This window comes from Duganella sp. LjRoot269, assembly GCF_964254095.1.
Lineage (GTDB): Bacteria > Pseudomonadota > Gammaproteobacteria > Burkholderiales > Burkholderiaceae_D > Rugamonas > Rugamonas hordei.
In genome coordinates this window covers 5,633,032-5,648,228 of the sequence record NZ_CAXUSL020000001.1, presented here as the reverse complement: position 1 = coordinate 5,648,228, position 15,197 = coordinate 5,633,032, and the positions used below count along the sequence as shown (strand labels likewise).

The 15,197-nt window shown below is 65.9% G+C and carries 16 protein-coding genes; 12 read left to right on the top strand and 4 right to left on the bottom strand.

Annotated elements, in window-relative coordinates; genetic code table 11:
• Window positions 1-10 precede the first annotated feature (10 nt).
• The 5 genes from ACSQ3S_RS25240 to ACSQ3S_RS25220 are packed head-to-tail and all read left to right on the top strand — an operon-like array spanning window position 11 to window position 4,255.
• Window positions 11-1,204: a beta-ketoacyl-ACP synthase gene (locus ACSQ3S_RS25240; protein WP_436144136.1), complete on the top strand. Its 1,194-nt coding sequence runs from the start codon at window positions 11-13 to the stop codon at window positions 1,202-1,204.
• On the top strand, window positions 1,201-1,671 hold the full coding sequence (locus tag ACSQ3S_RS25235; RefSeq protein ID WP_436144135.1) for an ApeP family dehydratase: 471 nt from the start codon (window positions 1,201-1,203) through the stop codon (window positions 1,669-1,671). The genes ACSQ3S_RS25240 and ACSQ3S_RS25235 overlap by 4 nt, the downstream gene beginning before the upstream one ends.
• Window positions 1,668-2,405, top strand: coding sequence for a 3-oxoacyl-ACP reductase FabG (gene fabG / locus ACSQ3S_RS25230; protein WP_176652046.1), 738 nt, complete (start codon window positions 1,668-1,670; stop codon window positions 2,403-2,405). Before ACSQ3S_RS25235 ends, fabG begins: the two co-directional genes overlap by 4 nt.
• Window positions 2,402-3,634, top strand: a complete 1,233-nt coding sequence (locus ACSQ3S_RS25225; RefSeq protein ID WP_436144134.1) for a beta-ketoacyl-ACP synthase — start codon at window positions 2,402-2,404, stop codon at window positions 3,632-3,634. The genes fabG and ACSQ3S_RS25225 overlap by 4 nt, the downstream gene beginning before the upstream one ends.
• Window positions 3,635-4,255, top strand: coding sequence for a 4'-phosphopantetheinyl transferase family protein (locus ACSQ3S_RS25220; protein ID WP_436144133.1), 621 nt, complete (start codon window positions 3,635-3,637; stop codon window positions 4,253-4,255).
• On the opposite strand, the gene ACSQ3S_RS25215 is transcribed toward ACSQ3S_RS25220, so the two are convergent.
• Together ACSQ3S_RS25215 and ACSQ3S_RS25210 are read right to left on the bottom strand one after the other, a co-directional pair.
• A complete protein-coding gene (locus ACSQ3S_RS25215; RefSeq protein ID WP_353402686.1) occupies window positions 4,256-5,104 on the bottom strand; it encodes a polysaccharide deacetylase family protein in 849 nt (282 codons plus the stop codon). It abuts the gene before it with no gap.
• A 34-nt stretch (window positions 5,105-5,138) separates the two neighbouring features.
• Window positions 5,139-5,771, bottom strand: a complete 633-nt coding sequence (locus ACSQ3S_RS25210; protein ID WP_436144132.1) for an energy transducer TonB — start codon at window positions 5,769-5,771, stop codon at window positions 5,139-5,141.
• A 152-nt stretch (window positions 5,772-5,923) separates the two neighbouring features.
• On the opposite strand from ACSQ3S_RS25210, the gene ACSQ3S_RS25205 reads away from it, so the two are divergent.
• The 7 genes from ACSQ3S_RS25205 (at window position 5,924) to ACSQ3S_RS25175 (ending at window position 12,142) form a co-directional block, all read left to right on the top strand.
• Complete coding sequence (locus ACSQ3S_RS25205; RefSeq protein WP_436144131.1) at window positions 5,924-6,562, top strand: response regulator transcription factor; 639 nt, start codon at window positions 5,924-5,926, stop codon at window positions 6,560-6,562.
• Window positions 6,563-6,566: 4 nt separating this feature from the next.
• Window positions 6,567-7,853, top strand: coding sequence for a sensor histidine kinase (locus tag ACSQ3S_RS25200; RefSeq protein ID WP_436144130.1), 1,287 nt, complete (start codon window positions 6,567-6,569; stop codon window positions 7,851-7,853).
• Window positions 7,854-7,884: 31 nt separating this feature from the next.
• Complete coding sequence (locus tag ACSQ3S_RS25195; protein WP_176652039.1) at window positions 7,885-8,103, top strand: hypothetical protein; 219 nt, start codon at window positions 7,885-7,887, stop codon at window positions 8,101-8,103.
• A gap of 144 nt (window positions 8,104-8,247) precedes the next feature.
• A complete protein-coding gene (locus ACSQ3S_RS25190; protein ID WP_436144129.1) occupies window positions 8,248-8,553 on the top strand; it encodes a hypothetical protein in 306 nt (101 codons plus the stop codon).
• A 159-nt stretch (window positions 8,554-8,712) separates the two neighbouring features.
• Window positions 8,713-9,201 carry a VOC family protein gene (locus ACSQ3S_RS25185; RefSeq protein ID WP_436144128.1) on the top strand — a complete coding sequence of 163 codons (489 nt, stop codon included), beginning with the start codon at window positions 8,713-8,715 and terminating at the stop codon, window positions 9,199-9,201.
• A gap of 129 nt (window positions 9,202-9,330) precedes the next feature.
• A complete protein-coding gene (locus tag ACSQ3S_RS25180; RefSeq protein ID WP_436144127.1) occupies window positions 9,331-11,241 on the top strand; it encodes an MFS transporter in 1,911 nt (636 codons plus the stop codon).
• A gap of 145 nt (window positions 11,242-11,386) precedes the next feature.
• The gene (locus ACSQ3S_RS25175) at window positions 11,387-12,142 is read left to right on the top strand and encodes a hypothetical protein (RefSeq protein ID WP_436144126.1); all 756 of its coding nucleotides are present in this window, start codon (window positions 11,387-11,389) and stop codon (window positions 12,140-12,142) included.
• A 10-nt stretch (window positions 12,143-12,152) separates the two neighbouring features.
• On the opposite strand, the gene ACSQ3S_RS25170 is transcribed toward ACSQ3S_RS25175, so the two are convergent.
• Window positions 12,153-13,679, bottom strand: coding sequence for a hybrid sensor histidine kinase/response regulator (locus ACSQ3S_RS25170; protein WP_436144125.1), 1,527 nt, complete (start codon window positions 13,677-13,679; stop codon window positions 12,153-12,155).
• A 5-nt stretch (window positions 13,680-13,684) separates the two neighbouring features.
• Window positions 13,685-15,175 carry an ATPase domain-containing protein gene (locus tag ACSQ3S_RS25165; protein WP_436144124.1) on the bottom strand — a complete coding sequence of 497 codons (1,491 nt, stop codon included), beginning with the start codon at window positions 15,173-15,175 and terminating at the stop codon, window positions 13,685-13,687.
• Window positions 15,176-15,197: the final 22 nt, after the last annotated feature.

Sequence of the window (15,197 nt, the reverse complement as noted above, 5' to 3'; positions counted from 1 at the left end):
GACTGAGTTTATGCAGAATTTTCACCTGAACGCTTGCGGCATCATCTGCGCGCTCGGCGACGGCGCCGCGCAGGTCAAGGCGCGTCTTTACGCCGGGCAGACCGGCGTGGCGATGACGGAGCAGTGGTCGCCGGGACGCGAGCTGCCGCTGGGCCGTGCGCCGGATGAACTGCCGTCGGTTCAGCATCTGCCGGTCCAGCATCGCAGCCGCAACAACGCGCTGGCGCTGGCGGCGCTGGCGCAGATACGCCCCGCGGTCGATGCGGCGATCGCCCGCTACGGCGCGGACCGCGTCGGCGTCCTGATCGGCACCAGCACCTCCGGCATCGGCGAGACGGAACAGGCGCTGCGCCATCACACGCTGTCCGGCGCCTTGCCGCCGGACTTTCATTACGGCTCGCAGGAGATGGGGTCGCCCGCCGCCATGCTGGCGCTGGAGCTGGGCCTCGCCGGCCCGGCCTATGTGCATTCGAGCGCGTGCTCGTCGAGCGCCAAGGCCATGGCCAGCGCGGCGCGCCTGATCAAGATGGGACTATGCGACGCGGTGCTGACCGGCGGCGTCGATTCGCTTTGCGCGTTCACGGTGGCCGGCTTCGCGGCGTTGGAGTCGGTCAGCGCGGCGCAATGCAATCCGATGAGCGCCAACCGCAACGGCATCAATATCGGCGAGGGCGCCGCCCTGTTCCTGATGAGCGCCGAAGCCGACGGCGCGGCGCCGGTAGCCTTGCTGGGCTGGGGCGAATCGTCGGATGGCCATCACATGTCCGCGCCGGATCCGTCCGGCGCCGGTGCGCGGCTGGCGATGGGGCAGGCGCTGGAGCGCGCCGGTGTCGGCGCGGCGCAGGTCGAATACATCAATATGCACGGCACCGCGACGCAGCAGAACGACGCAATGGAGTCGCGCGTCATCGAGTCGCTGTTCGGCCTGGACGTGCCGGTCAGCTCGACCAAGCCGTTCACCGGCCATACGCTGGGCGCGGCGGCCGCCATTGAGGCGGCGCTGTGCTGGCTGGCCATGCAGGACGATAACCCGCAAGGCCGCCTGCCGCCGCACCTGTGGGACGGCGTTGCCGATCCGGCGCTGCCGGCGCTGAACCTGGTGCCGCGCGGCGCCGCGCTGGGACGTCCGCTGCGGCTTGCGTTGAGCAGCTCCTTTGCTTTCGGCGGCTCCAATGCCGCGCTGCTGCTGGGGAGGACTTCATGAGCATGCCGGATATCCGTGCGCTGGTGCCGCATTCCGGCCAGATGGTGATGCTGGACCGCGTGCTGAGCGCCGACATCGACAACCTGTGCGCCGAAGTGCGCATCCGCGCCGACAGCATGCTGGCCAGTGAACACGGCGTGGGCGCGTGGGTGGGCATCGAATACATGGCGCAGGCGATTGCCGCGCACGCGGGCTGGCTGGCGCAGCGGCGCGGTGAAGAAGTCAAGGTCGGCTTGCTGCTCGGTTCGCGCAAGTACGAAGCGAAGGTGACGTACTTTGCCCCCGGCAGCCTGCTGACGGTGCATGTGCACCGGGTGCTGTTGGCCGATAACGGACTGGGCGCGTTCGAGTGCCGCATCGACACCGACTATGGCGCTGGCGGCGTGGCAAGTGCGGCGACAGCCACCGTGACGGTTTTCCAGCCCAACAATGTCAATCAATTTATCGAAGATGGAAACGTGGCATGAATCAGAATAAATCCATGAGCGTGCTGGTGACGGGGTCTTCCCGAGGCATTGGCAAGGCGATCGCGCTGCGCCTGGCGCGTGACGGTTACGACCTGGTGCTGCATTGCCGCAGCCAGCGCGGCGAGGCCGACGCGGTCGCGCAAGAGATCGTGGAAATGGGCCGCGCGGTGCGCGTGCTGCAGTTCGATATCAGCGACCGCGCCGCCACCGCCGCCGCGCTGGAGGCGGACATCGGGCAGCACGGCTGCTACTACGGCGTGGTGTGCAATGCCGGCGTCGCGCGCGACAACGCCTTCCCGGCGATGTCCGGCGAGGACTGGGACATCGTGCTGCAAACGAACCTCGATGGTTTCTACAATGTGCTCAATCCGTTGGTGATGCCGCTGGTCCAGCGCCGCAAGCCGGGCCGCATCGTCACGCTGGCGTCGGTGTCGGGATTGATCGGCAACCGCGGCCAGGTCAACTACAGCGCAGCCAAGGCCGGCATCATCGGCGCCACCAAGGCGCTGGCGCTGGAACTGGCCAAGCGCGCCATCACCGTCAATTGCGTGGCGCCGGGACTGATCGAGACCGACATGACCAGCGACGTGCCGATGGAGGAAGCGCTGAAGATGATACCGGCGCGGCGCGTCGGCAAACCGGAGGAGGTGGCGGCCGCCGTCAGCTTCCTGATCGGCGAGGAAGCGGGCTACATCACGCGCCAGGTCATCTCCGTCAACGGAGGTTTGGCATGAGCCGGCGCGTCGCCGTCACCGGCATGGCAGGCATCAGCCCGATCGGCAACGACTGGTCCACGATCCGCGAACGACTGGGCCAGTACCGCAACGCCATCGTGCGGATGTCGGAATGGGACGATTACGACGGACTCAATACCCGCCTGGGCGCACCGGCGGCGCCGTTCGAACTGAATGAACGCTACAACCGCAAGGCGATCCGCAGCATGGGCCGCGTGGCGCTGATGGCCACCCGCGCCAGCGAGCTGGCGCTGGCCGATGCCGGCCTGCTGGAGCATCCGCTGCTCAAGAGCGGCGACATGGGCGTGTCGTTCGGCTCGTCGGCGGGCACGCCGAGCGCCATTGGCGACTTTGGCCGCATGATGGAGGAGCGCACCACCAAGGGCATCAACGCGACCACCTATATCAAGATGATGGCGCATACGGCGCCGGTCAATATCGGCGTGTTCTTCGGTCTGACCGGCCGGGTGATCACCACGTCCAGCGCCTGCACCTCGGGCAGCCAGGGTATCGGCTATGCCTATGAAGCCATCCGCGGCGGCAAGCAACTGGCGATGGTGGCCGGCGGCGCAGAGGAACTTTGCGCCACTGAGGCGGCGGTGTTCGACACGCTGTTCGCCACCAGCACCCGCAACGACGCCGGCCATACGACGCCGCGTCCGTTCGACGCCGGCCGCGACGGCCTGGTGATCGGCGAGGGCGCCGGCTGCCTGATCCTGGAAGACCTGGAACATGCGCAGGCACGCGGCGCCGTGATCCATGCGGAGCTGGTGGGCTTCGGCACCAACAGCGACGGCTGCCACGTGACGCAGCCGAATGCGGCGACGATGAAGAAGGCGATGCAGCTGGCCCTGCTGGACGCGGGCCTGCAGCCCTCGGACATCGGCTACATCAACGCGCATGGCACCGGCACGCAGCAGGGAGACATCGCCGAGTCGCAGGCGACGATGGCCGTCTTCGGCGGCGCCACGCCGATCAGCTCACTGAAAAGCTATACCGGCCATACGCTAGGCGCTTGCGGCGCGCTGGAAGCCTGGGTCAGCGTCGAAATGATGCGCGAGGGCTGGTTTGCGCCGACCATCAACCTGGAACAGATCGATGCGGAGTGCGCTCCGCTGGATTACATCGTCGGCGAGGGCCGGGCGTTGCAGTGCGAGTACGTGATGTCGAATAACTTCGCGTTCGGCGGCATCAATACCTCGCTGATTTTCAAGCGATGGAGTAGCTGAATGCCCGCCCCGGCTTTGCTTTGGCTGGTGGATGCGGACGCGGTTGCGGACGACGATCTGCTGCGGTTCCGCGGCTGGCTGGGGCCCGGCGAAACGGCGCGCTACCAGCGCTTCGTGCGCGCCCAGCGACAGCGGCAGTTCGTCGTCGGACGCGTGCTGCTGCGTCTGGCGTTGAGCCGCCTGCTCGGTGCGGCGCCGCAGGACATCCGGCTTGAAGAGCAGATCGCCAAGGCGCCGCGCCTGATCGCGCCCGCAGCCAAGGGCGGCCTGCCGGGTTTCAGCATCGCGCACAGCGGCCGCTGGGTTGCTTGCGCGGCCAGAACGCAGACGGCGCTGGGGCTGGATATCGAGATGATGGACGCCGGCCGCGACCTGGCCGCGCTGGCGGAACAGGCGTTCGACAGTGCCGAGATGGCGCAGTGGCAGCGACTGCGGATGCTGCCCGATGCTCAGCGCGTCGAAGGCTTTTACCGCCTGTGGAGCGAGAAGGAAGCGCGCTTCAAATTGGGATTGGCGGCAGACGGGCATTGCGTCGCGCTGCCGCATGCGGAGCTGTCGGTGGTGTTGTGCAGCGAGCTGCCGCTGGATCAGCCGACGGTGGAAATCGTCACGCTGCCTTAATCAATTCCACAGCCAGTTCCACAGGCCGGGCAAACGCGGCTTGGTGTTCGGGTCGCTGACGGAGGCGGCCAGTGCGGCGCGTTCGAGTTCGTCGTGGTCGTCGTAGAAAGGCTTGGCGGCCAGCGGCACGTCCAGTTCATGCGCCACGTCGAGCAGGATTTCCATGTACTCCTGGATGTGGCGCGACGTGTAGGTATTGACGTCGTGGAAGGTGACGACGACCGGTGTGACGCCGTCCGATACGGGCATGGCGCCGGCGGCCCAGCGTTTGCGTGTTTCCGCCAGGTGGGTCAGCATGTTCGAGCGCTTGTGCCAGCTGAAGTTGACGCCGTAGATTTTGCCGTCGTTGGCGCTCAGGTCGGTCAGCAGCATCTGCATGCCGTGCTGGTGATACGACTCCAGCGTGCCGGCGTCGTAGGCCCAGAACGGCGGACGTACCAGCTTGGGGGCGGCGCCAGTGACGCTGACCAGGTCATCGACGCCGTTTTGCATCGATTCGTCCAGCGCCTGGCGGCTCATGAGGCGGTGGTTCGAATGAAAAGTGGTGGCCGAATGCAGCGCGACGACATGGCCTTCGTCGTATTCGCGTTTGATCAGGGCGCGTCCGACATCGGTTCCGCCGCCGTGCCAGGCGCGGGTCTGGGTGAAGAACACGGCCTTGATATTGTCCTGCAGCGGATTGTGCGCCAGCGTTTCGAGGATATGCACGGTCGGATTGCCGCTTTCGGCGGCGGCGGGGCCGTCGTCGAAGGTCAGCAGGAATCGTACGGGCGCAGGTTCGGCCGCCGCTGCGGCGTTCAGCAGCAGCGACAACGATACAGCGAGCAGGTGGGATCGGAGAACTGGCACGGAGGCATTGTACGTGAATTCCTCCACCTCCCCGCTAGTCGTTCAAGCTCCACACGTATTGCATCCTGGTCCAGGACTGCTGCGGCACGCCATCCACCGTGCCCGGCCTGAATTTGCACAGGCCCAGTCCGACCTGCGCGGCGCGATCCAGTTCGCGGAAGCCGCTCGATTTCTCCACTTTTGAATCGGCCACCCGGCCGTCGGTGCCGATCAGCAGCGCCAGTGTGACGGTGCCCGTGTCGCCGTTGCGCAGCGCGTTCTTCGGATAGTCCGGCTTCGCGCAGGCATTCGAATCCACCACCGCCGCCACCTGCACCGGCGCCGCTTTCACCTGGGTCTTGGCGCCGTTATCGGCAACGCCGGTCGGTGCTTGCTGCACCGGCGTTTGCTCCGTCATTGGCCGTGCCGTGACCGGCGGCGGATTGGTCGCGACCACCGGCGTTTCCACAGGCGGCACGAAGATGTCCGGCGTGGATGGCGGCGGCAGCGGAACGTCCGGCGGCAGCACCTGCGGTGGCGGCGGTTTGATGTCGGTCGGCGTCAGGTCGATCACCGCTTCCTTCGGATGGGACACCGTCAGCTTGGAGCCGTGCAGGAAGGCGGCCAGCAGCGCCACGTGGAGCGCAGCGACGACGGTAAGGCCGGTCAGGTTCTTTTTCGGTTGCATAAGTGCTCCTTGGTGGTGGGTGTTATTGCTACATGTTGGAAGTATACTATTCCATGTAATAGCAAAATAAAAGGAAATTTGAGGAATATTTTGCTGCTTCATGGTGTGGTATGCTTCCACCATCAGGTAGAAAACCATTCTTCGAGGTAGCAATGAAAAAAATACGGGTCATGCTGGCGGACGATCATCCGATCGTGATGACGGGTTTTGCGATGTCGCTGACGGGGCAGGGGCTGGATGTGGTGGCGCAGGCGCGCACGCCGGAGGAGGCGCTGGAACAGCACAAGCGGCTGGCGCCGGACGTGATCGTGCTCGACATCCGCTTCGGCGACCAGTTGACCGGGCTGGACGTGGCCAAACGGATACTGGCGCAGGCGCCGTCGGCCGCCATCGTCTTTCTCAGCCAGTTCGACCAGGACAGCCTGATCAAGGAAACCTACCGCCTCGGCGGCCGCGCCTTCATGACCAAGGATTGCGATCCGGCCGACCTGGCGGCTGCCGTGCGGCGCGCGCATGAGGGCGAGTTGTACTTCCTGCCGCACATCGCCGAGCGGCTGGCGAATCTGTCGGTGCGCGGCGACGCGTCGCCGCAGTCGCAGCTGGACGAGCGGGCATTGGAGATTTTCACGCTGATGGCCGAGGGGCTGACCAACGCGGAGATCGCCGAGAAGCTCGACGTCTCCACCAAGACCATCAGCAATATCAGCCAGGCGGTGAAGGAAAAGCTGGGCGTGCACCGGCCGGCCTACATCACGCGGCTGGCGGTCAAGCACGGCCTGATCGAGCCCTGAGCCGATGCGCCTCGACTTCTGGCGTCACTGGAGCGTGCGCGCGCGGCTGCTGGCAATTACGGTGACACCGCTGGCGTACATGTTCTGCACCTTCGTCTGGTATGCCTATCAATCGCGGTTGACGGAAGTGCGCGAGGAGATGGCGGAGCGCGGACCGCTGGTGGCCAAGGTGCTGGCCGACAGCAGCGAATTCAGCCTGCTGACGCATCGCTACGATGACCTGAAGCCGACCATCAACGGCCTGCTGCGCGCCGACGCCAGCATCTACCGCATCGACGTGCTCGACGCGCAGCGCCGCGAACTGCTGCATGCTGCGGCGCGCGCGCCCGGCGAGCCGGATGCCCGCTACTACGAGGCGCCGGTGCTCAAGCGGCTGATGTTCGTGACCATGCTGGCGGCCGACGGCAAGCCGTACCTGAAGGACAAGGCGGCAAGTGCCAGCAGCGTGGCTGTCGAGACGATGGGCTATGTGCGGGTGACGATGTCGCCTTCGGCGTTGCTGGTCAAGCAGACCAGGCGCTTTTACGTGGAGCTGCTGGTGGCCAGCTTCGGCCTGCTGGCCTGCGCGCTGCTGGCGTGGCAGCTGTCGAAGGGATTGAACGCCTCGCTGCAGTCGTCGATGCAGGCGCTGCGCGAGGCGGACGCCGAGAAGCGCCGCCTGATCCGCAAGGTCAATACGGCGGTGGAGGATGAACGCAAGAGCATCGCGCTGGAGATCCACGATGAGCTCAACGCCACGCTGATCGCGGCGCGGCTGGAGGCGCAGCGCATCGTCGATGTCAGCGAGACGGGTGAGGTGCGCGAGCGCGCGCAGTCCATCATCAAGCTGGCGCTGGGCCTGTACAACAGCGGCCGCACGCTGGTGCGACGCCTGCGTCCCGAAGTGCTGGACATGCTCGGTCTCGATGGCGCGATCGAGGAGATGGTGCGCCACTACGACGGCGCCCATGCCGGCTGCCGTTTCGTGTTCCATGCCGACGGCGACTACGCGCGGTTGCCGGGCGAGATCGGCATATCGGCTTACCGCATCGTGCAGGAGGCGCTGTCCAACGTCGTCAAGCACGCGCGCGCTACGCAGGTGACGGTGGCACTGTCGCTCGACGCTGCGGGCCTGCGCATGCGCATCGCCGACAACGGCGCCGGCTTCGATCCCGCGCTGGCGTCGGCCGGCATCGGCATCGTCGGCATGCGCGAACGCGTGGCCGCCTTCGACGGCCGCATCGACGTCGACACCGCTATCGGGGCCGGCACCCGCATCGCCATATCCATACCCATCGGCGCAGGTGTATAGTGAAACGGTGACTTCCTCTGAGAGGTTCAGCATGGAAACCGATATCGTTGTTGGGCAGGAATTGGACCAGTTGCTGCGTGCATATTCCGAAGGGAAAACCGGCCGGCGGGAGCTTGAGCAGGCTACCGGACTGTGGTTCGGCGAGATACTGGCCGAGCTGGCGCGGCGCGGCCTGCCGTTGCCGCGCGTCGATACGCGCGTGCATTTCAATGAGGCTCAGCGGCTTCTTTATGAGCAGGTGTTCGGATGAATATCGCGCTGATCGTTACGGATGCCGGGCCGCTCATCACGCTCGCGCTAGCCGATGCGCTGGACAGCTTGATGCTGCTCGGCGTGCGCGTAGTCATTCCCGACATGGTGCGTTTCGAGGTGACGCGACACGCGGACAAACCTGGTGCGCAGGAAGGAAATGGCGGCGGCCGAGGTGCTGGCGAACGAACTGGCGGGCGGCATCGACGCCGGCTTATTGTTATTCGAAGACTCGGATGTTCGACAGGCCAACTTCCTGGTGCGCATACCGGACAAGGTATTGATCCTGTCGACATCGACATTCCTGCACGGCCTGCAACGTCGCAAGCTGATCGCCGATGCAGAGGCGATACTGGATCGGGCCACCGCGATCTGTGGCCCCACGGCGCGGGCGGCCGGGGCGCTGGCCTGCAGCGGGGCGGAGGACGTCCTGAACGCGTCGTTGAAATAAAGTACTCGGAGTTCATCAAGTTGCGAGCGAATGAGTTGACGGGCGGTATCGCTGTTGGTTTGCCGCTGTTTGGAGATTCGGATATCCTGAAGGCCGACTTCCCGGTGCAGATGCCGGATAACGTTTTGATCCCGTCAACGACTATAGTGGAGAGCAACGATGAAGAAGAATACGATCTGCCTGTGGTATGACCATGACGCGGAAGAGGCCGCGCATTTTTACGCCCGTACCTTTCCCAACAGCACGGTCGGGGCTGTTCACCGTGCGCCGTCCGATTTTCCAGGCGGGAAGGAGGGCAACGTACTGACCGTCGAATTCACCGTGTGCGGCATTCCATGCATCGGCCTCAATGGCGGCACCGCCTTCAAGCACAGCGAGGCGTTCTCCTTCCAGATCGCCACCGACGACCAGGCCGAAACCGACCGCTTGTGGAACGCGATCGTCGGCAACGGCGGCAGCGAGAGCGCCTGCGGCTGGTGCAAGGACAAATGGGGTTTGTCGTGGCAGATCACGCCGCGCGTTCTGACCGACGCCATGGCCCAGGGCGGCGAGGTGGCGCAGCGCGCGTTCAAGGTGATGATGACGATGGGTAAGATCGACGTCGCCAGGATCGAGGCGGCGGTGCGCGGCGAGGCCGCGCCGGCGTGAGTCCCGCCCGGACTGCGCCATCGCAATTGATCTGACGCCAGCTTATTGCTCGTAGGCATGCCGCACCGTCGCGGCATGCGGTTATAATCCGCTCAATCTTTCCGCAAGTCTCACATTGAACGGTACGACATGAGCCAGCCCAATCAGTTCTCCCTGCTGTCGCAACGCCGCTTCGCGCCGTTTTTCTGGACCCAGTTTCTCGGCGCCTTCAATGACAATCTGTTCAAGACCGCGCTGGTCGTCATCCTCACCTTCGACGCGCTCAGCTGGACCACGCTGTCGCCGTCGCTGATCACGAACCTGATCCCCGGCCTGTTCATCCTGCCGTACGTGCTGTTCTCCGCCACCGCCGGCCAGTTGGCCGACAAGTTCGAGAAGTCCGGCCTGACGCGCTTCGTCAAATGGCTGGAAGTGGTCATCATGTGCGTCGCCGGACTCGGGTGGTTCACCCACACGCTGTGGCTGCTGGTGGCCGCCGTGGTCGGCATGGGCATCCACTCGACGCTGTTCGGACCGGTGAAGTACGCCTACCTGCCGCAGCAGCTCAAGCCCGAGGAACTGATCGGCGGCAACGGCGTGACCGAGATGGGCACCTTCGTCGGCATCCTGCTGGGCGAGATCCTGGGCGCGGTGCTGGTGGTGCAAAGGCCGAACGGCATCGCGCTCGAAGCCATCGCCACCATCGCCGTGGCCTTGCTCGGCCTGATCGCCAGCTACCGCATCCCGAATGCGCCGGCGCCGGTGCCGGAACTGAAGGTCAGCTGGAACTTCGTCGGCGAATCGATCCGCAACATCAATTTCTCGCGCAAGAACCGCGTGGTGTTCCTGTCGATGCTGGGCAATTCGTGGTTCTGGTTCTACGGCGCGCTGGTGCTGGCGCAGTTCCCGGTCTACGCCAAGGATTTCCTGCACGGCGACCACAGCGTGTTCGTGCTGCTGCTGACGGTGTTCTCGCTGGGCGTGGGCGCCGGCTCGCTGCTGTGCGAGCGCCTGTCGGGACGCAAGGTGGAAATCGGCTTGGTGCCGTTCGGCTCCATCGGCCTGTCGCTGTTCGGCGCCGACTTGTATTTCTCCAGCCAGCACTTCGCCGCCATTGCCGGCGCGCTGGCCTCGGGCCCGCACCTGGACGCGTTCGCGATGATGGCTTCGCACCACGCGATCTGGCGCATCCTGTTCGACGTGCTGATGATCGGCATGTTCGGCGGCTTCTTCATCGTGCCGCTGTTCGCGCTGATCCAGATCCGCTGCGACCCGGCTCATATCTCGCGCACCATCGCCGGCATGAACATCCTCAACGCGCTGTTCATGGTGGCGGCGGCCGGCGTGGCGATCCTGCTGCTGGGCCAGGGCTTCACGATACCGCAGCTGTTCCTGGTGACGGCGCTGCTGAACGCGGTGGTGGCGATCTACATCTTCTCGCTGGTGCCGGAGTTCCTGATGCGCTTCCTGGCCTGGCTGCTGATCCACACCGTGCACCGCGTGCGCCTGATCGACGCCGATCGCATTCCAGCCGAAGGCGCGGCGGTGCTGGTGTGTAACCACGTCAGCTATGTGGACGCCATCGTCATCGGCGCGGCCAGCCCGCGCCCGATCCGCTTCGTGATGGACCACCGTATCTTCAAGCTGCCGCTGCTGGGCTGGATCTTCCGCACCGCGCGCGCGATCCCGATCGCTTCGGCCAAGGAAGACCCGTGGCTGATGGAGAAGGCCTACGTCGACATCGCGCAGGCGCTGCACGAGGGCGACCTGGTGTGCATCTTTCCGGAAGGGCGGCTGACCAATACCGGCGAGCTCAATGAGTTCAAGGGCGGCATCGCCAAGATCATCGAGCGCACCAAGGTGCCGGTGATCCCGATGGCGCTGCGCGGACTGTGGGGGCATTTGCTCAGCCGCAGCGACGACAATGTGTTCGAGCGCGCCTTCCGCACCGGCCTGCGTTCGCGCCTGGCGCTGGCGGTCGGCTTGCCGGTGGCGCCGCACGACGTCACGCCGGAAGGCTTGAAGGAGCAGGTGCTGGCGCTGCGCGGCGACTGGAAATGAGGTCCGCGTTTACCAAAACCTGGACGTCATTGTCGTTATAAATTGTAACTTACCTGTGGTTACAAATTACTTTTCCAAATACTTAAGCTTTCCTTAAACTGCGATGCTGCGCCTCACGAGGGCGCCACCAACTTTAGGGGAAACCATGTCCAAACAAAAAAATATCCGTACCAATATCGGTATCGCGCTGGCCGCCGCCGGCATGCTGGCGCTGACCGCTTGCGGCGGCACCGACATCGTGCTGCTGCCGTCCAAGCCCGCCGGTTCGCCGACGCCGGTGGCGTCCACGCTCACCGTCGATTTCAGCGCCGGCATCGACGGCTGGAGCACCGGTGTGGCCGACTACACCGACGGCACCGAGCCGACCGAGGTGGCCGCGTCCTGGAAGGATTTGCCGGCGCCGCTGACCGGCAAGGGCTACTACCTGATCTCCCATAACAACAGCGACGACGTGCTGACCTACGCCAAGCGCCAGGTGGGCGGCTTCGTCCCCTGCGCGAAATATGCGCTGACCTTCGAGATGCGTTTTGCGACCGATGCGGCGGCGGGCTGTTTCGGCGTCGGCGGTTCGCGCGGCGATAGCGTGTACCTGGTGGCGGCGGCCAGCGCCGACGAGCCGAAGACGCTCAAGCAGGCCGACGGCAACTACCGCCTGAACCTGGAACGCGGCAACCAGGCCGAATCCGGACGCCAGGGCAAGGTGCTGGGCACGCAGGGCGTCGACGGCCTCGATTGCAACGGCGGCAAGTGGGCGTCGGCCACGCGCAAGTCGAGCGAAGCGATCGAGCTGCAGGCCGACAAGGATGGCAAGTTCTGGATCGTGCTGGGCACCGACTCGGCGTTCGAATCGACCAACGCCTTGTACCTGCAGGGCGCCACCATCAACGTCAAGCCGATTTGACCGATCCGGCTCAGCGCGCCGCCTGCACCTGTTCGCGGTTCTGCCGCGCGCCGGCCAGGCGGACCAGCTGTTCCAGCTCCACCGGCTTGACCAGGTGATAGTCGAAGCCCGCCTCGCCGGTGCGCCGGCGGGCGTCGTTCTGACCCCAGCCGGTCAGGGCCACCATCAGGATGCGCTCGGCGCCGGCACGCTGGCGGATCGCCCGCGCGGTTTCGTAGCCGTCCATGCCGGGCATGCCCAGGTCCATGATGATCATGTCCGGCACCAGCTCGGCGGCCAGCTGGATGGCGCTGGCCCCGTCGTACACCGCATGGGCGTCGAAGCCGTCGATTTCCAGCAGCGCGGCCAGCGAATCGGCGGCGTCCTGGTTGTCGTCCACCACCAGCACCTGCATCTTGCGGCCGTCGACGCCCTTGGCCGCCGTTGCCGGCGCCGCGTCGCGCACGGCGCTGCTGAGCACCGGCAGCCGGATCGCGAACTCGCTGCCCATGCCGGGGCCGGCGCTGTAAGCCTCCACGATACCGCCATGCATTTCCGCGAACTGGCGCGCCAGGCTCAGGCCGATACCCAGGCCGCTGGAGAACTGGCCGCTGACGGTGCTGCTTTGCTCGAACATGCGGAAGATGCGCGCGATCGATTCCGCGTCGAGCCCGATGCCGCTGTCGCGTATTGTCACCAGCAGCTCGCCGTCCTGGCGCTCGGCGCGCACCACCACGTTGCCGCCCTGCGGCGTGAACTTGACCGCGTTCGACAGGATGTTGGCGTAGATCTGCACCACGCGCGCGTAGTCGGCGTCGAGCGTGACTTCCTCGGCAGGCAGCTGCCAGGCGATGTGGATGCGCTTGGCGCTGGCCGCCTGCGCGCACAATTCGTTCACGTGGTTCATCACCGCGCCCAGGCTCACCAGCTGGCGCTGCAGCTTGATCTTGCCGCTGGTGATGCGCGCCACGTCCAGCAGGTCGTCCACCAGCCGCGTCAGCAGCCGCACCTGGCGCTCCACCATGTCGCGGATGCGCGCCACCGGCGGCGCGTCCGGATACAGGTGGGTCAGCAGCGAGACCGAGGTGCGGATCGGCGCCAGCGGATTGCGCAGTTCGTGGCCCAGGCTGGCCAGGAATTCATCCTTGCGGCGCGCCGCCTCGCGCACCTGGTACTGCTTGTTGCGCGCGCGCAGCGTCGAGTGCAGGGCTGTGATCAGTGCGAGCGTGCGCACCGGCCGCTCCATCAGGCTCAGGTTGCCCAGGCCGGCCACCGCCTGCCGCACCGCCGACGAATCGGCACCGCGGTGGGTCAGCAGGATGATGGGCAGGTCCGACCAGTCGGGCTGGCGCGCCACGCAGTCCTGCAGCAGCTTGTAGCCGCCCGGCCCCAGGGCTTCCTCCACCGTCAGCACCGCGCCCGCGCCCAGTTCCAGTTGCTCCGCCAGTTCGGCCAGCGTGCGGCAGACGTGGCTGTCGATGGCCGCCATCGCCATCACCTTGGCCGCCAGCGGCGCGTCCTGGCCGGTGGGGGCGTAGATCAGGATGCGGTTTTCCATGCGAGTCAGCCGGCCGCGGCCCGGTCCGGGTCCTCGTCGTAGGTGGGCACGCCGGTCAGGATGCCGTGGAAGCCCTTGAGCACCGGGCCGACCTGTATGCCCTTGCCGCCGATGGCGAAGCGGCGGATGGTGCGCTCGTGCGCGCTGCCGCGCTTCTTGAACACGGAGATCGCCTGCCGCACCTCGCCCTCGGCCTCGAAGTAGCGCAGCATGATGACGTTGTCGGCGATATAGCTGGCGTCGACCGAGGTGGTCATGCCGGTGCCTATCATGCCTTGCTGGACGCCGACGATGATGCTGACCACGCCGCGCTGGCCCAGGTAGGTCAGCAGCTCGTGCAGGTAGACGGTCAGGAAGCGTTCGTCCGGCACCGCGTTCAGGTAGCCGTTCAGGCTGTCGATGACGACCACCCGCACGCCGCGTTCGACCGCCTGCATCACCGCGTGCGAGAACTGGCCCGGCGCCAGTTCGGCCGGGTCGATCTGCTGGATCGACAGCAGGCCGCCGTCGATGGCGCCGGCCAGGTCCATGCCGAGATTGGCCGAGCGGTTCAGCATGTTGTTGCGGGCTTCCTCGAACAGGAACATCGCGCACGGCTCGCCGCGCGCGGCGGCGGCGTGGACGAACTGCGCCGCCAGCGTGGATTTGCCGGTGCCCGGCGGGCCGGAGATCAGGGTGCTCATGCCTTCTTCGAGGCCGCCGCCGATCAACTGGTCCAGCGCCGCTATGCCGCTCGAGAGCTGGCGCCGCTGGCCGGTGGCACGGGTGGCGGCCGCCACCAGGCGCGGATAGACCTGCAGCCCGCCGCGGACGATCTTGTAGTCGTGGGCGCCGCCGTGGAAGGCGATGCCGCGGTATTTGACCACGCGCAGGCGGCGCCGCTCGGCGCCGTAGGCCTGGTCGGCCAGCTCCAGCGTCAGCACCGCATGGGCCACGCTGCGCACCTGCAGGTCGGTGCTGAGGGCGGTGCGGTCGTCGAGGAAGATGGTGGTGCAGTTGCGGCTGGCGAGATACTGCTTGAACGCCAGCACCTGGCGCCGGTAGCGCAGCGGACTCTCGGCCAGTAGCTGCAGCTCGGATAGCGAATCGAGCACCACGCGGCGCGGCTTGTATTTGTCGATCGCCGTCAGGATGCGCTGGGTGGTGGAGCCGAGCTCGATTTCGGACGGATGGAAGATGGTGTACTGCTGCTCGGGATTGAGCACGTCTTCATTGGGCAGGATTTCTTCGATCTGGATGCCTTCCATGTCCCAGCCGTGCGAAGCCGCCACGCTGCGCAGCTCGACCGCCGTTTCTGCCAGCGTAATGTACAGCACCGACTCGCCGCGGCGCTGGCCCTCGTTGAGGAACTGCAGCGCCAGCGTGGTTTTGCCGGTGCCGGGCTCGCCCTCGACCAGGTAGAGCCGGTCGCTGGTCAGGCCGCCGGCCAGGACCTCGTCGAGGCCGGGCACGCCGGATGAAATAAAGAGATTGGAGAGGCTGTTTTGTGCTTCCATGTCCATGATCCGCAGGTTTTTT

Bases quoted from the DNA above. Each gene is read 5' to 3' on its own strand.
- ACSQ3S_RS25240 (WP_436144136.1), top strand. From the start codon at position 11: ATGCAGAATTTTCACCTGAACGCTTGCGGCATCATCTGCGCGCTCGGC.
- ACSQ3S_RS25235 (WP_436144135.1), top strand. From the start codon at position 1,201: ATGAGCATGCCGGATATCCGTGCGCTGGTGCCGCATTCCGGCCAGATG.
- fabG (WP_176652046.1), top strand. From the start codon at position 1,668: ATGAATCAGAATAAATCCATGAGCGTGCTGGTGACGGGGTCTTCCCGA.
- ACSQ3S_RS25225 (WP_436144134.1), top strand. From the start codon at position 2,402: ATGAGCCGGCGCGTCGCCGTCACCGGCATGGCAGGCATCAGCCCGATC.
- ACSQ3S_RS25220 (WP_436144133.1), top strand. From the start codon at position 3,635: ATGCCCGCCCCGGCTTTGCTTTGGCTGGTGGATGCGGACGCGGTTGCG.
- ACSQ3S_RS25210 (WP_436144132.1), bottom strand. From the start codon at position 5,771: ATGCAACCGAAAAAGAACCTGACCGGCCTTACCGTCGTCGCTGCGCTC.
- ACSQ3S_RS25205 (WP_436144131.1), top strand. From the start codon at position 5,924: ATGAAAAAAATACGGGTCATGCTGGCGGACGATCATCCGATCGTGATG.
- ACSQ3S_RS25200 (WP_436144130.1), top strand. From the start codon at position 6,567: ATGCGCCTCGACTTCTGGCGTCACTGGAGCGTGCGCGCGCGGCTGCTG.
- ACSQ3S_RS25195 (WP_176652039.1), top strand. From the start codon at position 7,885: ATGGAAACCGATATCGTTGTTGGGCAGGAATTGGACCAGTTGCTGCGT.
- ACSQ3S_RS25185 (WP_436144128.1), top strand. From the start codon at position 8,713: ATGAAGAAGAATACGATCTGCCTGTGGTATGACCATGACGCGGAAGAG.
- ACSQ3S_RS25180 (WP_436144127.1), top strand. From the start codon at position 9,331: ATGAGCCAGCCCAATCAGTTCTCCCTGCTGTCGCAACGCCGCTTCGCG.
- ACSQ3S_RS25175 (WP_436144126.1), top strand. From the start codon at position 11,387: ATGTCCAAACAAAAAAATATCCGTACCAATATCGGTATCGCGCTGGCC.
- ACSQ3S_RS25170 (WP_436144125.1), bottom strand. From the start codon at position 13,679: ATGGAAAACCGCATCCTGATCTACGCCCCCACCGGCCAGGACGCGCCG.
- ACSQ3S_RS25165 (WP_436144124.1), bottom strand. From the start codon at position 15,175: ATGGAAGCACAAAACAGCCTCTCCAATCTCTTTATTTCATCCGGCGTG.